This window comes from Streptomyces sp. NPDC052016 (assembly GCF_044548445.1).
GTDB lineage: Bacteria > Actinomycetota > Actinomycetes > Streptomycetales > Streptomycetaceae > Streptomyces.
The window spans coordinates 62,463-82,986 of the sequence record NZ_JBIUBX010000035.1 but is presented as its reverse complement, the minus strand read 5'-3'; the positions used below and the strand labels follow the sequence as shown (position 1 = coordinate 82,986).

Here is a 20,524-nt window from a genome sequence, read left to right as displayed (position 1 = left end):
GAAATCCCGCACGACGGGTTGGCTGCGATCCGGACAATCGAATACATGTCGTACAAAGTTGAACGGAGATGATCTTGCTGCTCCGGGTGTCCCGCTTGCTCCGGAAGGGGCAATTCCTTTCCGTGGGAGCGGTCCTTCGGGTGGCTTTTCGCGCGCTGCGGCCCTGGTCGTGGTGTGGCTCACGTGGAGAAAGTGACGGATTCCGGGAGGGCGGGTCGGACGTGACCGCTGCCACCGGCTGCTACTCTGCGTCGTCAACCAGCCACATTTCGTTCATGCCTAGGGGTGTGCGTGAAGGTCGCCTGTGTCGGCGGCGGGCCCGCCGGCCTGTATCTCTCGATCCTGCTGAAGCGGCAGGACCCGTCCCATGACGTCACCGTCTACGAACGCAACCCGGAGGGCTCGACCTACGGCTGGGGCGTCACCTACTGGCGTGGCCTCCTCGACAAACTCCACGCGCACGACCCCGAGTCGGCCCGCGCCGTCGAGGAGCACTCCGTCCGCTGGAACCAGGGCGTCGCCCACGTCCGGGACCTGTCGACCCGTCAGCCCGGCGACGAGGGCCACGGCATCGGCCGGCACAAGCTGCTGGAGATCCTCGCCGACCGCGCCCGCGCCCTCGGCGTCCGCCTGGAGTTCGAGCACGGGATCAGGGCCGAGGATCCGCCGGAAGCCGACCTCCTCGTGGCGGCCGACGGCGTCCACAGCGCGCTGCGCACCCACCACGCCGCACACTTCGGCACCGAGCTCACACCCGGCCGCAACCCCTACACCTGGCTCGGCACCACCCGGGTCTTCGACTCCTTCACCTTCGCCTTCGTGGAAACCGAGCACGGGTGGATCTGGTGCTACGGCTACCCCTTCAGCGACGAACGCAGCACCTGCGTCATCGAGTGCGCCCCGCAGACCTGGACCGGACTCGGCCTGGACCGGGCCGGCGAGGCGGACGGGCTCGCCCACCTGGAGAAGCTCTTCGCGCACATCCTCGACGGCCACCCCCTCGTCGGCCGGGCGTCCACCGACGGCAGCGCCCAGTGGCTGACCTTCCGCACCCTCACCAACCGCACCTGGTACCGCGACCGCCTCGTCCTCCTCGGCGACGCCGCGCACAGCACCCACTACTCCATCGGCGCCGGCACCACCCTCGCCCTGGAGGACGCCTTCGCCCTCGCCGCGGCCCTGCGCACCTGCGCCGACCTGCCACAGGCCCTCGCCCGCTACGAACGGGAACGCAAGGCGGCCCTCCTCGCCCCGCAGAGCGCCGCCCGCCTCAGCGCCCAGTGGTACGAGAACCTCACCCGCTACATCCACCTCCCCCCGGAGCAGATGTTCGCCCTGCTCGGCCAGCGCCACTCACCCCTGCTGCCCTACGTCCCGCCCCAGCTCTACTACCGGATCGACCGGGCCGCGGGCCGGCTCGAGGCCCTGCGCCGGTTCAAGCGCTGGCTCGGTCCGAAGATCGCCGGCACCACGCAGGCCAGGACGCCGACCACACGCGGGTGACCGCCCCGCGTCACCCGTACGGACTTCTCCGGTGGGGGTGAATGGCGATTCACCGTTACGTTGAATCGCCATTCACCCTTCTCCGTTCCACCGGCCGCTGGAGTCCCCATGGCGTCGCCCGATCCGATACCCCCTCCCGCCGCCCCGAGCCCTGGTTCCCGTGGTCTGCGCGCCCGCCTCACCCTCCCGGTGCTGGCGTACTGCGGCACCCTCATGGCCGTCATGCAGACCATCGTCGTGCCGCTGCTGCCCGACCTGCCCCGCCTGACCGGCGCCTCGGCGGGGGCCGTCTCCTGGATGGTCACCGCGGCCCTGCTGTCCGGCGCCGTCCTCACCCCGGTCCTCGGCCGCGCCGGGGACATGTACGGCAAACGCCGGGTGCTGCTCCTCTCGTTCGGCCTGATGGCCGTCGGCTCGGTGATCTGCGCCATGACCTCCCACATCGGCGTGCTCATCGCGGCCCGTACCCTCCAGGGCGCCGCCTTCTCCGTCATCCCGTTGGCCATCAGCATCCTGCGCGACGAACTCCCGCCCCAGCGCCGAAACGCGGCGGTGGCGCTGATGAGCTCCACCGTCGGCGTCGGCGCCGCACTGGGCCTGCCGGCCGCGGCGCTGGTCGTGCAGTACGCCAACTGGCACGTCATGTTCTGGGTGACCGGCCTCCTCGGAGCGGTCGGGGTCGCGCTGATCCGGTGGGCCGCGCCCGAGTCGCCGGAGCGCCGGGCCGGCCGGTTCGACGTCCCGGGCGCGCTGGGCCTGGCCGCCGGACTGATCTGCCTGCTCCTCGCCGTGACGCAGGGCGGCCAGTGGGGATGGGACAGCGTCCCGGTCCTGAGCCTGTTCCTCGCCGCCGTCGTCGTCCTCGCCCTGTGGTGGAGGGTCCAACTGCGCACGCCGGAGCCGTTGGTGGACCTGCGGTTGGCGACGCGCCCCCGCGTCGGCCTCTCCCACGTCGCGGCGCTCCTCACGGGCTTCGCGTTCTACGCCAATTCGCTGGTGACCGCCCAACTGGTGCAGGCGCCCGAGGCCACCGGCTACGGGCTGGGACTGGACATCTTCCAGACGGGTCTGTGCCTGCTGCCCGGTGGCATCAGCATGCTGCTCTTCTCCCGGCTCTCGGCCCGGATCTCCGACGCCCGTGGCCCCCGCATCACCCTCGCGCTCGGCGCCTCCGTCATCGCCACCGGGTACGCCGTGCGCATCGCCGACAGCCACGAACTGTGGACGATCATGGTGGGGGCGACGGTGGTGGCCGTCGGCACCACCCTCGCCTACTCGGCGCTGCCCGCCCTCATCCTGCGCGCCGTCCCGGCCGACCAGACCGCCTCCGCGAACGGGGTCAACGTACTGATGCGCACGGTCGGGCAGGCCGCCTCCAGCGCGGTCGTCGCGGCGGTCCTCGTGCACCACACCGGCCTCGTCGGCGGTCTGCCCGTGCCGACGCTGCACGGCTACCTGCTGGCGTTCGGCGTCGCGGGCGCGGTCGCCCTGGCGGCGTGCGCCGTGGCGCTGACGATCCCCGGCGATGCCGGCTCCAAGGGCACGCGGCGGGCCCGGGGCCGTACCCGGCCGGTGGCGGACGGGGCGTTGGAGGGAGCATGAGTGCCGTGAGTACTCCGTCCGGCACCTCCGCGTCAGGCACCTCCTTGTCCGGCACCCCGCCGACCCCGGCCGCCGGGGACGGCGCCACCGCGAAGGACGCGACCGCGAAGGACGCGACCGCGCGGGACCCGGGCCCCGCACGCCGCGACGCCGAGGCCACCAAGGCGGCCATACTGCGCGCCGCCCGGCACCTCCTCGCCCGCCACGCGCACGGGGACATCACCCTCAAGGCCGTCGCGGAACGCGCGGGGGTGAGCGCGCCGCTGGTCGTGAAGTACTTCGGCAACAAGGACGCCCTCTTCGCGCGCGTGATGTCCTTCGCGAAGGACGCGGACGCGCTGCTGGACGCCCCCCTGGAGGAACTGGGCCGCCACATGGTCCGGCACGTGCTGGTCAGCCAGCGCGAGCGCGGTGCCGACCCCGTGCTGCGCATCGCGTTCGCCCCGTTGCACGGCGAGCACGGCGACGTCCTGCGCGCCAACTTCCGCGCCCAGGTCACCGAACGCCTCGCCGCCCGCCTCACCGGCCCCGACGCGGGCCTGCGCGCCGAACTCGCCGTCGCCACCCTGCTCGGCCTCGGCGTGATGTTCGGCGTCGCCCGCGGCCCCGAGCTGCGGGCGGCCACCGTGGAGGAGATCGCCGGCCGGTACGGTCCGACGGTGCAGGCCCATCTGACGCCTTAGGGGCTGTCGTTCGGGCCGGGTCGCGGGGAGGCGACGGTGCTTTCCGGCGTCGGACCCCGCGTCTGGCGAGGTGATCCGGACGACAGGCCTCAGGAGAACAGCCGCCCGTGCAGGGGAGCGCGGAACACCCGGTGCGGGTCCAGCCGTTCCAGGGTCGCCGCCGCCTCGTCCCAGGCCGCCCCGAAGGAGGACGGCACCACCGTGCCCAGCACCTCCTCGTCGCTCCAGGCCGCCTCGTCCGTGTAGCCCCAGCCCTTGGACCACTCCACCCGGGTGAGGGCGTGCGTGCCGTCGTACGCCGTGAGCAGGAACCGCTCCAGCTCGCGGTAGAAGGCGGCGGCGTCCGGGGTGCCCGGCAGGGTGAGCACGTCCAGCCAGACGGCCGTGTCCCACTCCGGGTGGCCGGCGTCGGCCCGCACCGCGGACAGCGACGGCGCGCGGGCACCCGCCAGTCCGGTGTCCGCCGGGTCGTCGAGGCCGGTGACCCGGATCTCCACCGAGCCGTTGACGGGGAAGCGCCCGGCGGCGGCGTACACGTGCAGCCGCTCCCGGTAGAAGGCGGTGAACTCGGAGACGACGCGCTGCACCCCGGCACGGCTGGTGAGCACCGCGTAGCCGTTGGCGTGCACCCGCAGGGTCGTCGGCCGCAGGTACAGCAGCGTGTTCTTCGACGGGCCCCAGATGTCCGCCGACATCGTCGCCACCAGGCCCAGCACGGCCGCGTCGAGCTGCGCGTTGCCCAGCACCGGCGCCAGGGACCAGGCCGCCTCCGTCACCATCCGCCCGGCGAGCTCCGCCACCGGCTTCGGCACGTTGTCGGAGAAGGGGTAGTTGTACGGCGAGGACACCCGCCGCGAGGTGAGCGGCTTCCTCGGCTCGACCGACCACACCTTGAACCACGGGTACTCGGTGAACGCGAACCAGATGGCCTCCACCCGCCCGTCCGACTCCAGGAAGCTCTCCACGGTCCGGCCGTCCGAGCCGGGCGCCGCGAACAGCTCGCTCGCCGGGATGTCCGTGCGGCTCACGCACCGCAGGGAGGTGTTCGGACCCACCCGCAGCGTCACCTCCGTGACCAGCGACCGCCCGAGATGGGTGAGGAGCGCGGCGCAGTCCGCCTCGTCGCGCGTGAACGTCCGCGGGACGTAGGCGCCGCTGCCCGCGTCCCACACCACGGCGGTGAGGGAGAGCACGAGATTGCTCAGCGAACCGTAGGTGTGGCCGGGCAGCCGCTCCTCGCCCCGCGCGGGGACGGCGGTGCCGTGCGCGTCGACGGCCAGGGCGCCCCCCAGCGTGAGGTCGCCGGGCGCGGGGGCGGCCGTGACACCGAGGCGGTGCTCCTCGAGCCAGGTCAGCAGGGCCTCCAGCGTGACGCCGGTGCCGGCGCGCACCTCGTCGGGCGCGACCAGGGCCAGGCCGGTCAGGTGCGGGGCGGTGTCCACGAGCAGGACCCGTGCGTCGGACGGCGTCTCCTCCGGAACCGTCAGGGGCGACCAGCCGTGCGAGGCGCCCCGGGGACGCACCGTCCAGTCGTGCCGCCAGGCCCAGTTGACGACGGCGGCCGCCTGCTCGGGGCCGTCGGGCGCGCAGGCCCACAGCCCGGTGACGGTGATCTCGCCGTCCCAGTTGCGGTACGCCGTGCGGGAGAGGGACACCCGCGCCGGGAAGTCCGGCAGTTCCTCCGCGGCGGCGGCCGGGTCCGCCGCGATCAGACAGGGAACGGCGGTCAGGGCGGCCGCGGTGCGCAGGAAGCCGCGGCGGGTCCAGGTGGAGTCTCCCGGCTGATGGTTGCTTGCTGAACGATCGGTCACCGGGCTCACGCTAGGGGCCCGTCGGCGGGGCGGGCCGAACCGTCGAACATCGTCACTCCTGTGGGTGAAAGATTCACCGGTGACGGCCGCAGCAGCCGGTTCCGCGCAGGTCCACGGCGGATGACAGACTGACGCCATGGACGAACGTGAATTCGGTAGGACCGGTCAGCACGCATCCGTCGTCGGCCTCGGCACCTGGCAGCTGGGCGCCGACTGGGGCGACGTCGACGACAAGGAGGCCCTCACCGTCCTGGAGGCGGCGGCCGAGTCGGGCGTGACCTTCTTCGACACCGCCGACGTGTACGGCGACGGACGCAGCGAGCAGACCATCGCCACGTTCCTGAGCAGCCGCCCCGACCTGCACGTGCTGGTCGCCACCAAGATGGGCCGCCGCGTCGACCAGATTCCCGAGAACTACGTCCTGGACAACTTCCGCGCCTGGAACGACCGCTCCCGCCGCAACCTCGGCGTCGACTGCGTCGACCTCGTGCAGCTGCACTGCCCGCCCACCCCCGTCTACTCCCGTGACGAGGTCTTCGACGCCCTCGACACCCTGGTGGAGGAGGGGCGCATCGCCCACTACGGCGTCAGCGTGGAGACCTGCGCCGAGGCCCTCACCGCGATCGCCCGGCCGGGCGTGGCGAGCGTGCAGATCATCCTCAACCCCTTCCGCATGAAGCCCCTGCGCGAGGTGCTCCCCGCGGCCCGCGAGGCCGGCGTCGGCATCATCGCCCGTGTCCCGCTCGCCTCCGGTCTGCTGTCCGGCAAGTACACCAAGGACACCGTCTTCCCCGAGAACGACCACCGCACCTACAACCGGCACGGCGAGTCCTTCGACCAGGGCGAGACCTTCTCCGGCGTCGACTACGCCACCGGTGTCGAGGCCGCCGCGGAGTTCTCCGCCCTCGCCCCCGAGGGGTACACCCCGGCCCAGCTGGCGCTGAAGTGGATCATCCAGCAGCCCGGCGTCACCACCGTGATCCCCGGCGCCCGCTCGCCCGAGCAGGCCCGCGCCAACGCGGCCGCCGCGAAGCTGCCGGACCTCTCCGAGGAGACGCTGGCCGCGATCCGGGATCTGTACGAGCGCCGGATCAAGGAGCAGGTCGAGGGACGCTGGTAGCCGCGGCTGGGCGGTGATCGGAGAAAAACGCCGATCAGGGGGTACTCGCCGGAGAGGAGACCGAACAGTCACTCGAACCGGGGAGGACAAGTGACCGAGACGGAGGCCGGAGTCCAGCGGCGCAGAGGGCGCAACGAGACCGAGGAGGAGAGAGCGGACCGCATGTGGGGGGAGCTCATACAGGAGGTCCGCGTCGCCCAGACGGGCGTGCAGATCCTCTTCGGTTTCCTCCTCACGGTCGTGTTCACGCCGCGCTACGCCGAACTCGGCGACACCGAGCAGGCCATCTACATCCTGACGGTCGTGCTGGGCGCCGCCGCGACCGGCGCCCTGATCGGGCCCGTCTCCCTGCACCGGCTGGTGTCCGGGCGGCAGGTGAAACCGCAGGCGGTGCGGTGGGCCTCCCGGATGACCTTCATCGGACTGGTGCTCCTGCTCGCCACCATGACCTCGGCCCTCCTGCTCATCCTGCGGGTGGCCACCCACGACGACTACGTGCCCTGGCTGGTCACCGGCGTGGTGGCCTGGTACCTGCTGTTCTGGTTCGGGGTGCCACTGTGGACCCGTCATCGCTACACGGCGCGGTGACGCCGCCCGCCCTCACCGCGTCCCGCGCGTCCCGCGCAGCGCAGTGAGGCAGCCGCTGATCGCCTGCTGGAGCTCCTCCAGCCGCCGCACCATGTCGTCCTCGTAGAAGTCCTGGGCGTCGTCGAAGGTCAGCTCCTCGAAGGCCTTCGTCGCCTTCTGCAGGCTGCTGTAGAACTTCGTGCGCCGTTCCTGGACCCGCAGCTCGGGATCGGCCTCCACCGCCTGGACGACCAGGCCCTTCAGCGTGTCGTACGCCTCGCTCGCCCACTCGCCGGCGTCCTCGCCGTCGTCGAGCTCGTCGATCAGCGACAGATGGCGCTCTGCCTCCTGGCGCAGGTCGGCGGGCGCGTCGAGGGTCTGCCCGGCCGGTGTCCGGATCTGCCCGGACTCGGCGATCCGGCGGACGTAGCCGATGCGATCGGCCGAGCGGCTCTCGTCGGCGACCGCCTTCTTCAGATCGTCGGTGCGCACCACGTCGCGAGCCAGCTCGGTCTGCAGCTCCGGATCCTCCTTGACTCGCTCGAGGAGGGCGGCGCGGGCCGCCCGGGCGGTCGAGGGGTCGGCGATGATCGCGGCGCGCAGGGCGGTCGGGTTCTCCGCGACCTCCAGCGCCTTCGTGGGCCGGATGCCCGCCGCCTCGGCGGCCTCGGCGATGGCCGTGCCGCGCGCGGACGTCGCGCCGGACCGGGAGACGTAGTACGTCAGCCACACGTCGGCGTCCGGCAGCTCCACCTCCTGCCCCGGCGCCAGCTCCTCGAAGTGCGGGACGAGTCCGTCGTCCGCCGCCCGGTCCCACGCCTTGTAGTGGCGCAGGACGCGCTCGGGGGAACAGCCGGCCAGCTCGGCGAACTCCTTCGCCGACACCTTCGGCGTCTCCGCCGCGCCCTGCCCGCCCGGCCGGACGCTGCGCGCCACCATCAGCCCGAAGGCCCATCCACCGGTGCGCGCGTACACGCCGAACTCGCGCGCGTCGCGCGCCACCAGGTCGGACAGGGGTGCGCGGGACGCCTCGACGGGCGTCCGCGACGGGTCGGCGGACGCCCGGGACGGGTCGGCGGACGTCTCGGACGGGTCGATCGCCAGGGTCACGGCTGACTCTCCTCCTACGGGCGGCGGCCGGCGTGGCCGGCGCTGCGACAGTGCAGACCGGCAGCCTATAGGCGCCCGTTCGAGGTGTTTCGGCGGGCAGCGCGCCGCGCCGGGCGGTCCCCGGCCGAGGACGGCCCCGGCCCGACGGTGTGCGCTCAGCCGAGGGCGTCCCGCAGCGCGGGCAGGAGCGTCTTCTCCGACCAGTCGAGATACGCCGGCTGGGAGTCGCCGCCGATCTGCACCAGCGCGATCTCGGTGAACCCGGCCTCGGCGTACGGCCGTACGGCCTCGACGAACTCGTCCGGATCGTCCCCGCAGGGGATGGAGGAGGCCACGTCGTCCGGGGTCACGAACTGGGTCGCCGACTCGAAGGAGTCCGGATGCGGCAGCTCGGAGTTCACCTTCCACCCGCTGCCGAACCAGCGGAACTGCGCGTGCGCCCGCTTCACGGCCGTCTCCCGGTCGGTGTCGTAGCACACCGGCAGCTGGCCCACGCGCGGCTTGCCCGAGCCGCCGTGCCGGTCGAACGCCTCCAGCAGGCCGGACTTGGGCTCCGTGGCGACGACCAGATCGGCGAGCCGGCCCGCGAGCTTGCAGGACTGTTCGCCGGAGACGGCGATGCCGATCGGGGGCGGGACGTCGGGCAAATCCCACAGCCGCGCCGACTCCACGTCGAAGTGCGTGCCGTGGTGGGTGACGTGCCCGCCCTCGAACAGCGCGCGGATGATCTTGACGGCCTCCTCGAGCATCTCGTGCCGTACGTCGACGGCGGGCCAACCGCCACCGACCACGTGCTCGTTGAGGTTCTCGCCGGAGCCGAGCCCCAGCCGGAAGCGGCCCTCGGACAGCAGTTGCATCGTCGCCGCCTTCTGGGCCACGACCGCCGGGTGGTAGCGGACGGTCGGACACGTCACGTACGTCATCAGCGGGATGCGGGACGTCGCCTGCGCCGCGGCGCCCAGCACGCTCCACGCGTACGGCGCGTGGCCCTGCGAACGCAGCCACGGAAAGTAGTGGTCCGACGTCACCGAGAAGTCGAAGCCCGCCTCCTCGGCCCGCACCAGATGGTCGACCAGTTCACGAGGGCCGGCCTGTTCGGTCATCATCGTGTATCCGATTCGCACCATGGGTCCCGAGTCCCCGACGGGCCGGTGGGGAAACGGAGCACGGCCGTGGCGAAAAGCGGGCGATGACCGCTGGCCCGCAGGGCAGGATGCGGGCATGACCGTACGCCCCCTGCCTTCCAGCACCCCGTCCGCCCAGGGCGTCGACGCGTCCGGCGTCCTCGCCTTCCTCGACGCCGTCGAAGCGGCCGAGGGCATCGAACCGCACAGCCTGATGGTGCTGCGGCACGGTCACGTCGTCGCCGCCGGCTGGTGGGCGCCGTACACCCCCGACCGCCTCCACCTGCTGTACTCGCTCAGCAAGAGCTTCACGGCCACGGCCACCGGGCTCGCCGTCGCCGAGGGGCTGATCCGGCTGGACGACCCGGTGATCTCGTACTTCCCGGAGTTCGAGGCCGACATCACCGACCCGCGCAGCCGGGCGATGCGGGTGCGGCACCTGGCGTCGATGACGAGCGGGCACGAGGCGGAGACCTACGAACGGGCGGCCGCGCTCGACCCCGAGGAGCTGGTGCGCGGCTTCCTGCTGCTGCCGCCGGAGCGCGACCCCGGCACCGTGTTCGCGTACAACCAGCCCGCCACCTACACGCTCGCGGCGATCCTCCAGCGCGTCACCGGCCGGTCGCTCACCGCGTACCTGCGGCCGCGCCTGCTGGACCCGCTCGGCATCGGCGAGGTCGCCTGGCTCACCGACCGGCGCGGCCGCGAGCTGGGCTTCAGCGGTCTGCACGGCACGACCGACGCCGTCGCCCGGCTCGGCCAGCTCTACCTGCGCGGGGGCGTCTGGGAGGACAGGCGGCTGCTGTCGCGGGCGTGGGTGGCCGAGGCGACCCGCGCCCTGATCCCGACGGCGGGCGCCATGGGGGACACGGATCGCGAGGACTGGGACCGGGGATACGGTTTCCAGTTCTGGCAGTCCCGGCACGGCTACCGCGGCGACGGCGCCTACGGCCAGTTCTGCCTGGTCCTGCCGGAGCAGGACGCCGTGCTGGCGGTGACCGCGGCGACCACCGACATGCAGGCCCTGCTGAACCTGGTCTGGCAGCACCTGCTGCCGGCGTTCCGGCCCGGGCCGCCGGCGGGCCCTCAGGACGCCGAGACGGCTCTCGCCGACCGCCTGGCCCGCCTCTCGCTGCCGGCGGCCCCCGGCAGGGCCGCACCGCCGGACCGCACGGGGGAGTGGTCGGCCGCGGAGTTCGCCCCGTACGGCGGTGTCCGCGCCGGCCTGCCCGGCTTGACCGGCGCCGCGGTCAACGCGAACGCGGACGGCTGGACGCTGACCCTCGTCGAGCACGGCCACCGGCTGGACCTGCGCCTGCGCCCGGGCGGCTGGAGCGTGGCCGAGGAGCCGGTGCCCACCGCGGTGAGCGGCGGCTGGACGGACCGCGACACCCTCGCCGTGGACATCGCGTTCCTGGAGACCCCGCACCGCCTGCGGGTCGCCTGCTCCCTGCCCGGGCGCACCCTCACCGCGCGCTGGGGCACCGAGCCCCTGCACGGCGGGCCGCTGCGCTCCCTGCGCGCACCGCGCCGGCCGGTCTGAACGGCCCCGGTCGGTCCCGGCCGGGCCCGCCGGCCCTCCCGCCGGTCACTCCGAGCCGGCTCCGAAGGTCCGTCCGGTCCGGCCGCCAGGTCACTCCGAGTCCGGTCGGAAGGTGTCGAGGAAGGTGTCCAGGGCCTGCCGGTTCCCGGCCTTCTCCCAGTCCGCGGCGGGTGTCGTCCAGCGCAGTGAGAACCCGCGGTGCCCGCCGAGGAGGAACCCGCGGCCGAACGTGCGCACCCGGGTGCCGTCGGCGTCGGCGACCCACTCCATGTCGGCCGCCTCGTAGCCCCGGTACGTCGTCGCCTCGATGGCGCCGATGCGCAGGAAACCGTTCACCTTCCGCAGGCCTGGCTCGACAGTGTCCCGCCACACGGCCACCGGGTCCGGGCCGACGCGTTCGCTGTAGGTCACCGCGAGGGTGCGCGGGTCGCCGGACGCCCCGAAGGTGACGCGGTAGGCGAGGTCGGCGGTACGCGAGGTGTCCAGCCGCTTCCAGCCCTCGGGGAGCGCGACGGAGAAGCCCTCGGGTGCGCGGTGGAGGCGGTAGCCGTCCGGCAGGGCGTCCGCGGGGGCCGAGGCGGACGGGGCGGACGGCGTCGGCGGGGACGCGGGCGGCGGAGCGGCGGCGGACGCCGTGGGGGTCGGTGCCGGGGTCGGCGTGTCGGGGACTCTGTCGCCGGCGCCGTCGCCGGACGCGGTGGGGGAGGCGGTGGGGCGGGCCGCCTGCGCGCCGCCGGACGCCGTCTCCTCCATGCCCGGCAGCCGTCCCGTCGCGGCGAGGGCGGCGACCGCGACGGTGACGACGGCCAGGGCCGTGCCGGCGGCCATGGCGCGGCCACTCCACCGCGGGCCGACGAGCCGGGAGAGGGGGTACGCCCGCCCCGGCCGAGGCGCGGGCATCGCCTGCGGGTGCTCGTCGAGCACGCGGGTGAGGGCCTGGCGCACCACCGACCGGGTCGCCCGCTCCCGTGAGTCCTTGCGCAGCAGCGCCTGCACGGTCGGGCCGAGGGCACCGGCCCGCAGCGGCGTCCGCAACGGCAGCCGGTCCACGCCCTTCAGCGTCGTCTCGGGCCGGTCCCGGTCCCGGTACGGCGGCCGCCCCTCGACCATCGTGTAGAGGATCGCGCCCAGCGCCCACAGGTCGGCGGCCGGCCCGATCCGCTCGTCGCGCGCCTGCTCGGGAGAGGCGTACGAAGGTGCCGCCACGCGGGGCGCGAGCGTCGCGCCCGCCAGGCCGAACCCGGTCACGACGACCGGTCCGCGCGCTCGCACGAACACCTGGCCGGGACTCAGCTCGCCATGGGTGATGCCCTCGCCGTGCGCGGCCTCCAGCACGTCGAGCAGCTCCAGTCCGATCGCGGCCGCCCGGGCAGGCCTGAACGCACCCTTCTGCTCCAGGAGTTGTCCCAGCGGCAGCCCGTCGATCCACTCGGTGACGGTCCACAGGGAGCCCTCCTCGACCACGGCGTCGAGGGCCGTGGCGACCCGGCCGGGACACACCTGGGCCATCGTCTCCGACATGCGCACCACACGGCCCGCGGCCGCGCCCGCCTCCTCCACGCCCAGCCCGTCGGGCAGCCCGATCCGGGTGACCAGACACGGTCGCGGGTCCGCCCCTCGGCCGGCGTACTCCGCGTACCAACTGACGCGGTTCGTCTCCCGGTGCACCACGTCGAGGAGCCGGTACCGCCCGGCGACCAACTCGTGCCTGGAGACGTGAGCCTTGACCATGGCCATCCCTCGCTGAACCCCCGGACTACTCCTTACCTCAGTGGTACGGCGGGAGAGAGGGGATCCGTTCAAGGGAACCGCAACTCCGGCGCCATTCCTGTCTTTTATTCAAAAACGCCGAGCATATGTGCGAGGAAAAGAAATTACTCCGAGGCCTTCCAGGGGTGTAACCAGGGGTAAGAGGGTCGGTGGGGCCTCCGGGAGGGATCGCCGCCGTGGGCGGTCCATTCCACGGCGGGGGCCACCTCGGGGGATTTTCCATTCCGCGTGCGGTGGTCAGGGAAGTTCTCGGCGCAGCCCGAATCGTTCGGCCCAGGCGGACATGTCCGCCGTCGTCGCGTTGCCCCCGCAGATCACCAGTCCCAGCCGGGCGCCCTCGCCCACCCGTTCCAGGACCCGCCGGGCCGCCGGAAGGAGGCACCCGGCCGCCGGCTCGGTCCACACCTTGGCGTGCTCGGCGAGCTCGACGCAGCCCCGCACGGCTTCCCGGTCGGGCACCACGAGAACCTCCGTCACCAGCGCGGACACATGGTCGTACGTCAGCCTCGCGACAGCGGGTGCGCTGAGCGTGGAGACGATGGACGACAGCTCGACCGGCACCGGTCCGCCCGCCGCCAGCGCGGCGGACATCGCCTCCGCGCCGCCGGTCTCCACACCCCAGACCCGCACGTCCGGCCGGCGTGCTCGCAGGGCGGCCGCGACACCGGAGATCAATCCGCCTCCTCCGACGCTGACCAGCACGTCCGTCAACGCGCCCGCGTCGTCCGCGAACTCCAGCCCGACGGTGCCCTGACCGGCCACGACCACCGGGTCGTCGAACGGGTGGACGAGGGTCAGTCCTTCGTCGCGCAGCCGGGTCACGAGCGCGAACGCGCTGTCCATGCCGTCCGTCAGCCGCACCGACGCGCCCGCCTCCTCGGCGATCTCGACGGCCCGGGCGGGTGCCGAACGCGGCATGACCACCGTGGCCTTGACGTCGAGAGCGGCGGCCATGACGGCCACGGCGATCCCGTGGTTCCCGCCGCTGACCGCCACCACTCCCGCCGCCCGCTCCGCCTCGCCGAGCGAGAGCAGCTTCGCCGTCGCACCGCGCGCCTTGAAGGAGCCGGTGCGCTGCAGCAGCTCCAGCTTGACGGTGACCGGGACGCCGAGCAGCGCCGACAGCCCGGGACCGGGGAGGGTCGGGGTGCGGACCACGTGCCCGGCGATCCGCTCCGCCGCGGCTTCGATGTCCGAGATGCCGATCAAGACGACCACCTTTCCGGTGCGCCGCTCCCGGCGCACCGTGGGCACCCTGTCGCGCGGCCCGGACGAAATCAACAGGGCGCGTCAGCCGCGGGACCGACGCGGACTCAGAGTTCGCGGCGCACCAGGAACTCCAGCAGCGCCCGCAGGTCGTCCGCGGCCCCTGCCCGCAACCGCACACCGGCGAGCGCCGAGTCCACGGCGGCCACCTGCCGACGCGCCTCGGCGAGCGCGGACGCACGACCACCGGCCTCCTCCACCAGCGTCGCCGTCTCGGCGGGATCGCCCCCGGACTCCAGGAGCACGGCCAGACGCCGTGCCGCCGGCCCGGGGGACGCGAGGGCGGCCAGCACCGGGAACGTCTTCTTGCGCTCCCGCAGATCGCCGTGCACGGGCTTGCCGGTGACGGCCGGATCACCCCAGATCCCCAGGACGTCGTCGACCACCTGGAAGGCGATCCCGAGATGACGCCCGGCCCGGTCCAGCGCGGCCACCGTCGACGGCGGCGCGCCGCCCAGCACGGCGCCCAGCGAGGCCGCGCAGCCCAGCAGAGCGCCCGTCTTGCCCTCGGCCATCGCCCGGTAGGCGTCGGGAGCCACCCGCTCGGGACCCGACCAGGGGCGGGCGGCGAACAGCAGGTCGTCGGCCTGCCCGTGCACAAGGTCCGTGAGCGCCGCCGACAGCAGCCGAACGCCCGCCGCACCGCCCGGGGCCGCCGCGAGCGTCTCGACGGCCAGCGCGAACAGGGCGTCGCCGGCGAGGACCGCCGGTCCCGTCCCGTAGGCCTTCCAGACGGCGGGCCGGCGACGCCGGGTCGGGTCGCCGTCCATGATGTCGTCGTGGAGCAGCGAGAAGGTGTGCACGAGCTCCACCGCGACCGCGGCGGCGACCCCGGCCCGGGCGGGCGCGCCGGCCGCCTCCGCGCCGAGCACCGCGAGGGCCTGCCGCAGTCCCTTCCCGCCGGCCGTGGCGACGGGCGCGCCGCCGACCTCGCACCAGCCGAAGGAGTACGCCGCCATCTCGCCCACCCAGGGGTGCAGTCGCCTGACGGCGTCGGCCAGCGCGGGACGCACCAGCGCACGACAGCGGTCGAGGACGCCGGACGCGGTTGCGGAAGGGCACTCGGGCACCGGTGAACGTCCCCGCGTCGCGGGGAGGGCGTCCGCCGGGGCGAGCGTCGTGGGGGGCGTGCCGACGGGGGCGCCCGTCGTGGACGACGCCGTCACCGGACGGCCTCCGCGGCCGCGCCGTCCGGCGCGCCCGCGTCGAGACCCAGTTCCTCCTGGGCCCGTGCCACCATCTCGCACGCGTGCCGCAGACCGATCCGCTCCAGTTGCCGTGCGAGCTCCGCCAGTTCGGCCGCCGTCTGCGCGCGGTCGCGGCCCAGACGGGCCAGGGACTTCGCCAGGCCCAGCCGGGAGAGCGCCTCCCCGCGCGGCTCGTTCATCGCGCGGAACTCCGCGAGGGCCTGCTCGTAGAGGTCCCGCGCCTCGGCGTGACGGCCCGCCCGGTACAGGACGTTGCCCCGCATCTTGTGGTTGTAGGCGAGCGCGCTGGACAGGCTCATCGCGCGGCACGTCGTCTCCGCCTCCGACAGCAGGGCGAGGGCCCGCTCGGTGTCCCCGTCACGCACGGAGACGATGTCGGCCAGACCGCGCAGCGCCCACGCGTGCCCGCGCCGGTCCTCCGCGCGCCCGGCGATCTCGGCCGCCTCCTCGAACAGGGCGTACGCGCTGTCGTAGGCGCCGGAGTTGCGGTGCATCTGCGCGATGCCCTCCAGGGCCCACACCGTGTGCCGCGCCTCCCCGCGCCTGCGGGCCTCGGCCAGCAGTTGCTCGTGCAGCAGGCCGACGGCCTTGTAGTCGCCCTGGATGCGTCCGGTCTCCGCGAGGCCGGCCAGCGAGTAGCCGCGCACGACGACGTCCCCGCCGTGCTCGCCGAGCTCGGCCGCGAGCCCCAGCAGCCGCCGGGCCAGGGGGAACGCGCCCCGTTGCCGGGCCAGGGTGCCGCCGCTCCACAGTGCCCAGGCCATCGCCGCGATGTCGCCCGCGTCCCGGGCCGCGCGGTAACTGGCCTTCCAGGCCCGGTCCGCCTCCCGCACCTGCCCCAGCCGCCGGTGCGCCTCGGCCACCGCGAGTCCGGAGCGGGCCGCCTCGGCACGTTCTCCGGCCCGCTCGGCGGCACGTAACCGCTGGTTGCCGGCGGCCAGTACGTCGACCAGGGAGGAGTTGACGGAGAGGGTGGTGAGGGCGCCCTGGTACTCGGGGGCGACAGCCTTGCCGTACATCGGTTCCTTTCGGCCACCATGTATGCACTGTGTGTATACATGGCATGTATACATGGCGTGTAGAGTGCGGCGGAGAACAGCCCCGGCCGGTGCCGCGGGCGTGATCTGTTGTCGCCGGTCAAGACGCGGACGCGGAGGGCCAGGTTGCCTGTGAGGCACAGATCACCTCACGCGGCCGACGGGGCGTCAGGCGCCGAACAACTGCGTCCAGTAGGTGCCCGCGGGGCCGCCGCCCGCGAAGCCGACACCGATGTGGGTGAAGTCGGCCTTGAGGATGTTGGCGCGGTGGCCGGGGCTGTTCATCCAGCCCTCCACGACCTCGGCGGGGGAGCGCTGACCGCAGGCGATGTTCTCGCCGATCGTCCGGCGGGCGGAGCCGGCCGCGGCCGCCCGGTCCCAGGGCCGGCTGCCGTCCGGCGACGTGTGGGAGTAGAAGGAGCGCGCCACCATGTCCATGCTGTGCGCCCGCGCAGCCGTGGCGAGCAGCGGGTCCACGGCGAGGGGCCGCAGCGCGGCGCGCGCCCGCTCGCGGTTGGTGAGGTCGACGACGTCCGCCTCCGTCCCCGCCAGACCGGCCGGAGTGAGCGGGCGCGCCCACAGGGCGGTCCAGTACGTGTCGCCGGTGCGGCCGTCCCGGACGTACGCCGGCCCGGTGTGGGTGAACGCCGGGTCGTGCAGGGTGCGCCGGGGCCGGTCGGTGCGCAGGCAGTACGCCACGAACTCGGCGGTCGTACGGGGGCCGGAGACCAGGTGCTCGCCCACGGCGAGGTACTGGTACCCGGCGGCCGTGACCCGTTGGTGGACCGAGACACCGTCCGAGCCTTCGGCGCCGAGGCGCCCGGCGGCCGCCATGGCGGCGGCATGCGCCCGGGCCGCGGAGACCAGCCGGGCGTCCACGGCGACGGGAGGGGATCCCGCCGAGACGCGGGCGGGGTTGACCAGGGCGAGGAAGCCGTCGGGATCGGCAGCCGGTGTGGAGGGCTGCGCGGGGACGTGCGGGGACGAAGGCGTGCGAATGTGCGGGGAGGGAGTCGTGCGGGTGTGCGGGGATGCAGGCGCCGGGGGCCGCGGGGGCGAAGCCGTCGGGGTCGTCGGGGCCGCCTGTGGGGCGGCGGCGGGATCGTCCTCGACGACGTCCACCCCGAAGTCCCTTGCCAGCCCCTCCAGTCCGTCCGCGTACCCCTGGCCGAGCGCCCGCAGCTTCCAGCCGGCGCCCCGCCGGTAGACCTCCGCGAGCAGCAGGACCGTCTCCTGCCGTGGGGGCGGCGGCGCGAACCGGGCGAGCGGGCGGCCGTGCCGGTCGGTGACGTGGAGGGTGGGAACGGGCAGCCGGGTCGGCGGAGTGCCCGGAACAGCGGCGCTCACGACCACCGTGACCCTGGTGGCACCCGCCCGCAGCCCGGCCGGATCCAGCGTGAGCGTGTCGCCCTCCAGGCGGGCGCCCGGGGCCGTCGGCTGATTGTAGAAGACGAAGTCGCCGTCGTCCCGGACCTTGCCGCTGTCATCGGTGACCAGCGCGCTGACATCGTAGGGGCCGGGCACCCGGACGGTCAGGGCGCCGCCATGGAGGGGCAGATTGGCCCCGGGTACCAAGTCGCTCATCCCGCCGCCCCGGTGTCGTCCTCCGGCCCCCGCGGGGCCTTGCCCGGAGAACGGCCGGCCGCGCCGACGGGTTCCCGGCCTCCGTCGGCGCCGCCGCGCACCGCCCCGCCCGTGCGCCGGGGCAGGGTCAGTTCCGCGCGGCCGCGGAGGCGAGGTCCTCCGCCCGCTCGTACGGCAGCACCACACCCCTGCGCGCGCCCGTCGCCGTAGCCCTCGCCGTACCCGTCGCCGTCCCGCAGAACGCGGACTCCAGGGTGCGCAGCATCGTGTTGTGCACGCGCGCGCTGTTGGAGGTGTTCGCGAGCGCGGTCAGGCTCCGCCGCCCGTCCTTCGACGTGAACGCGTACGTGTAGTAGCCCTGGACGGCACCGGTGTGCCCGTACACGGACACCCCGCAGGACAGGTCACGGCGCCGCAGCCCCAGCCCGTACGCCTGCCTGGTTCCCGCCGGGATCCAGCGCCGCATTTGGGTCAGCGCCTCGGCCGAGGTCAGCCGGCCGCGCAGCAGCGCCGAGAGGAAGGTGTTGACGTCCCGCGTGCTGGAGACCAGCGCGCCCGCGCTCTGCGCCCAGGACACCGTCTGCCGGGTCGCGTCGACCAGCGTCGTGGCGGGGGCGTCCGGGGTGAGGTAACCGCGGGTGTGGACGCCGGGGATCGCGGTGTCCGGGTGGACGTAGAAGGTGTCGCGCAGCTTCAGCGGTTCGACGATCCGCTTCTGGTACTCCGTGCCCACGGAGTGTCCCGTGAGCTTCTCGATGAGCATGCCGGCGACGACGAAGTTGGTGTTGGAGTACGAGTAGTCGCCACCCGGGGCGGTCGTCCGCGCGTGGCGCAGCGAACGGTCGATCAGCTGACGGTAGGTGAACACCTTGGCGCGCACCGCCTCGAAGCCGGAGACGGTGTCGGCGAACATGTCCTCGGTGTAGTCGTACAGACCGCTGCGGTGGCTCAGCACGTGCCGGACCGTGATCTTGCTGTCGGGGAGGAGTCCGGGGAGATAGCGGTTGACCGGAGCGTCCAGGGAGAGCTTGCCCTCGTCGACGAGTTGCAGCAGGACGACCGCGGAGAAGACCTTGGTGACGCTGCCGATGCGGAAGCGGTCGCCGGCGTCGAGCGCCCGCTTCGTCCGCCGGTCGGCGACGCCCAGGGTGAGCCGGTGGACCGTGTCCCGGTCGTCGAGACGTGCCATCGCGCCGGGCGCCCCCTGCTCCATTGCCGAGCGGAGCACACTCCGCAGACCGGTGAGGTCCGGCTTCGGCGGCGCCACGGCGGTGGGCGCCGGTCGCGGTTCCGCGGACGCGGCAGGCACCGGAACCGCCAGGAGGGACAGCAGCGCCACCCCGACGACGGTCCCGCTCCGCAGCGCCCGGGGGCCCCTCCTTCCCCGTCCCCGCGGATCCTTCGCCGGTGCGCGATCGGTCACAATCACTCGAGGCAACCTTCTTCCGTGCCGTCACATCCCCACAGGGCACACACAGTTCACGCGTCGATCACTGTGCGGTGGGTCGGCTCAGTATTGCCGCGAGAGTTGCAGAAAAGCGTGATTTCCAGCTTTACGTGGACATGTCTCATCCGTAAGGGTCCGTGCTGTGGGGGACTGACCGGCCGCGTCGCCGTGTCCTGCGGCAACCTGCGGGTCCGTGCGGGCAGCCTTGCCTGCGTCCTGCCGCTCGTTGCTCGCACGCCCGCTGACGGCCAACACCGTCTTTCGTCTTCCGGCACGCGGTGCGGGGGCCGGGCGGGCCCGCGCCACGGCGGCGACCCCGGCCTGCGCGACTCCTTGCCGATGCGCGGGGCACTGCGGATGAGGGCACGTTCCGCTCCCGGCCGGTGCGGTCGGCCGGACGGTTCCGGCCGGAGGGTTCCGGGCGGAGGCCTCCGCCGGATCAGGGCATCCGCCGAAGTAAGGCGTCCGCCGCATCAGGGCGTCACCGGATCGGGGCGTCAGCAGGCTTCACCGGGCGCGGCCTTCTGCCGGGCGGTCGCCTCTCGGGCGGCGCGGGCGCCGAGGTGCGCCTTCATGCGGTCGGCGGCTGGGCTCGGGAGAGCCGCGGTCGGTGGCGTGGCCGTTGCGGCGGGGCGGCGTGCTCGTTCGCGGCCGCCGCATCGTGGCCGCCGACCACTGAGGGCCGACGCCTCGTCGCGCTCTCACCCGCTGCGTCCGTCGTCTTCGCCGACCGCACCGCCAGGCTACTCAAACCGTGTTGCCGGGGCGGCGGAGGCGCGCCCGCGGTTCAGTCGGACGGTGACGTGTGCGAGCGTGCCCGCGTCGACGGTGAGCTTCTCCACCCCAGCTCCGAGCGGCACCGTCCGGGGAAGCGCCTGCGAAGCAGCGCGCGTCGAATCGACCGCTCCCACGTCACATTGCCGCCCGCACCGCCCCTGGGGCCGCATCCGCCCTCGCTCAACCGCAGCAGACAGTGGAGTGAGTACGTAGAAGTCGGATCCGTGACGGTCGGGAGGTGGGGGCGTGTCCGCCCACCAATCTGCGCGCCCGACCGCCCGTCTCACGCGGTCCGATCGTGTACCCGTCTGCGGGCTGCGGGCTGCGGGCTGCTGGTTGCGATGCGCCCGCGGCAGCCCGCGGCGCATGGCC

General features: G+C 73.7%; 15 protein-coding genes. 6 read left to right on the top strand and 9 right to left on the bottom strand.

Annotated features, from left to right (window positions below):
- Positions 1–291: 291 nt before the first annotated feature.
- The 3 genes from ACIHAR_RS35055 (at position 292) to ACIHAR_RS35045 (ending at position 3,788) form a co-directional block, all read left to right on the top strand.
- A complete protein-coding gene (locus ACIHAR_RS35055) occupies positions 292–1,503 on the top strand; it encodes an FAD-dependent monooxygenase (RefSeq protein ID WP_400023257.1) in 1,212 nt (403 codons plus the stop codon).
- A gap of 108 nt (positions 1,504–1,611) precedes the next feature.
- The gene (locus tag ACIHAR_RS35050; RefSeq protein ID WP_400023256.1) at positions 1,612–3,105 is read left to right on the top strand and encodes an MFS transporter; all 1,494 of its coding nucleotides are present in this window, start codon (positions 1,612–1,614) and stop codon (positions 3,103–3,105) included.
- Complete coding sequence (locus ACIHAR_RS35045; RefSeq protein WP_400023254.1) at positions 3,102–3,788, top strand: TetR family transcriptional regulator; 687 nt, start codon at positions 3,102–3,104, stop codon at positions 3,786–3,788. Before ACIHAR_RS35050 ends, ACIHAR_RS35045 begins: the two co-directional genes overlap by 4 nt.
- Positions 3,789–3,877: 89 nt before the next feature.
- Here ACIHAR_RS35045 and ACIHAR_RS35040 read toward each other — a convergent pair whose 3' ends face one another.
- Positions 3,878–5,599, bottom strand: coding sequence for a cholesterol oxidase substrate-binding domain-containing protein (locus ACIHAR_RS35040; RefSeq protein WP_400023252.1), 1,722 nt, complete (start codon positions 5,597–5,599; stop codon positions 3,878–3,880).
- A gap of 136 nt (positions 5,600–5,735) precedes the next feature.
- Here ACIHAR_RS35040 and ACIHAR_RS35035 point away from each other — a divergent pair, with 136 nt between their 5' ends.
- Both ACIHAR_RS35035 and ACIHAR_RS35030 read left to right on the top strand, forming a co-directional pair.
- The gene (locus ACIHAR_RS35035; RefSeq protein WP_365466607.1) at positions 5,736–6,719 is read left to right on the top strand and encodes an aldo/keto reductase; all 984 of its coding nucleotides are present in this window, start codon (positions 5,736–5,738) and stop codon (positions 6,717–6,719) included.
- Positions 6,720–6,809: 90 nt separating this feature from the next.
- On the top strand, positions 6,810–7,307 hold the full coding sequence (locus tag ACIHAR_RS35030; protein ID WP_388752974.1) for a DUF6328 family protein: 498 nt from the start codon (positions 6,810–6,812) through the stop codon (positions 7,305–7,307).
- Between the two features lie 12 nt (positions 7,308–7,319).
- On the opposite strand, the gene ACIHAR_RS35025 is transcribed toward ACIHAR_RS35030, so the two are convergent.
- Both ACIHAR_RS35025 and ACIHAR_RS35020 read right to left on the bottom strand, forming a co-directional pair.
- Positions 7,320–8,396: a hypothetical protein gene (locus tag ACIHAR_RS35025; RefSeq protein ID WP_400023250.1), complete on the bottom strand. Its 1,077-nt coding sequence runs from the start codon at positions 8,394–8,396 to the stop codon at positions 7,320–7,322.
- A gap of 155 nt (positions 8,397–8,551) precedes the next feature.
- Positions 8,552–9,523, bottom strand: a complete 972-nt coding sequence (locus tag ACIHAR_RS35020) for an LLM class F420-dependent oxidoreductase (protein ID WP_400023248.1) — start codon at positions 9,521–9,523, stop codon at positions 8,552–8,554.
- 94 nt (positions 9,524–9,617) lie between these two features.
- Between ACIHAR_RS35020 and ACIHAR_RS35015 the strand changes: the two genes are divergently transcribed.
- Positions 9,618–11,063 carry a serine hydrolase domain-containing protein gene (locus tag ACIHAR_RS35015; protein ID WP_400023246.1) on the top strand — a complete coding sequence of 482 codons (1,446 nt, stop codon included), beginning with the start codon at positions 9,618–9,620 and terminating at the stop codon, positions 11,061–11,063.
- Between the two features lie 90 nt (positions 11,064–11,153).
- Here ACIHAR_RS35015 and ACIHAR_RS35010 read toward each other — a convergent pair whose 3' ends face one another.
- The 6 genes from ACIHAR_RS35010 to ACIHAR_RS34985 all read right to left on the bottom strand — a co-directional run bounded on the left by ACIHAR_RS35010 (position 11,154) and on the right by ACIHAR_RS34985 (position 19,291).
- Entirely contained in the window at positions 11,154–12,800 is a 1,647-nt protein-coding gene (locus ACIHAR_RS35010; protein ID WP_400023245.1) for a serine/threonine protein kinase, read from the bottom strand.
- 270 nt (positions 12,801–13,070) lie between these two features.
- Entirely contained in the window at positions 13,071–14,042 is a 972-nt protein-coding gene (locus ACIHAR_RS35005; protein WP_365466597.1) for a threonine/serine dehydratase, read from the bottom strand.
- Between the two features lie 104 nt (positions 14,043–14,146).
- Positions 14,147–15,112: a polyprenyl synthetase family protein gene (locus ACIHAR_RS35000; protein ID WP_400023244.1), complete on the bottom strand. Its 966-nt coding sequence runs from the start codon at positions 15,110–15,112 to the stop codon at positions 14,147–14,149.
- A gap of 149 nt (positions 15,113–15,261) precedes the next feature.
- The gene (locus tag ACIHAR_RS34995; protein ID WP_400023243.1) at positions 15,262–16,326 is read right to left on the bottom strand and encodes a tetratricopeptide repeat protein; all 1,065 of its coding nucleotides are present in this window, start codon (positions 16,324–16,326) and stop codon (positions 15,262–15,264) included.
- Positions 16,327–16,512: 186 nt separating this feature from the next.
- Positions 16,513–17,928 carry a CAP domain-containing protein gene (locus ACIHAR_RS34990; RefSeq protein ID WP_400023241.1) on the bottom strand — a complete coding sequence of 472 codons (1,416 nt, stop codon included), beginning with the start codon at positions 17,926–17,928 and terminating at the stop codon, positions 16,513–16,515.
- Between the two features lie 127 nt (positions 17,929–18,055).
- Positions 18,056–19,291 carry a serine hydrolase domain-containing protein gene (locus ACIHAR_RS34985; RefSeq protein ID WP_400023280.1) on the bottom strand — a complete coding sequence of 412 codons (1,236 nt, stop codon included), beginning with the start codon at positions 19,289–19,291 and terminating at the stop codon, positions 18,056–18,058.
- Positions 19,292–20,524 lie beyond the last annotated feature (1,233 nt).

Excerpts from the sequence above, each read along its gene's own strand:
- ACIHAR_RS35050 (WP_400023256.1), top strand. The coding sequence starts at position 1,612 with ATGGCGTCGCCCGATCCGATACCCCCTCCCGCCGCCCCGAGCCCTGGT.
- ACIHAR_RS35045 (WP_400023254.1), top strand. The coding sequence starts at position 3,102 with ATGAGTGCCGTGAGTACTCCGTCCGGCACCTCCGCGTCAGGCACCTCC.
- ACIHAR_RS35035 (WP_365466607.1), top strand. The coding sequence starts at position 5,736 with ATGGACGAACGTGAATTCGGTAGGACCGGTCAGCACGCATCCGTCGTC.
- ACIHAR_RS35020 (WP_400023248.1), bottom strand. The coding sequence starts at position 9,523 with ATGGTGCGAATCGGATACACGATGATGACCGAACAGGCCGGCCCTCGT.
- ACIHAR_RS35015 (WP_400023246.1), top strand. The coding sequence starts at position 9,618 with ATGACCGTACGCCCCCTGCCTTCCAGCACCCCGTCCGCCCAGGGCGTC.
- ACIHAR_RS35010 (WP_400023245.1), bottom strand. The coding sequence starts at position 12,800 with ATGGCCATGGTCAAGGCTCACGTCTCCAGGCACGAGTTGGTCGCCGGG.
- ACIHAR_RS34995 (WP_400023243.1), bottom strand. The coding sequence starts at position 16,326 with ATGTACGGCAAGGCTGTCGCCCCCGAGTACCAGGGCGCCCTCACCACC.
- ACIHAR_RS34990 (WP_400023241.1), bottom strand. The coding sequence starts at position 17,928 with ATGAGCGACTTGGTACCCGGGGCCAATCTGCCCCTCCATGGCGGCGCC.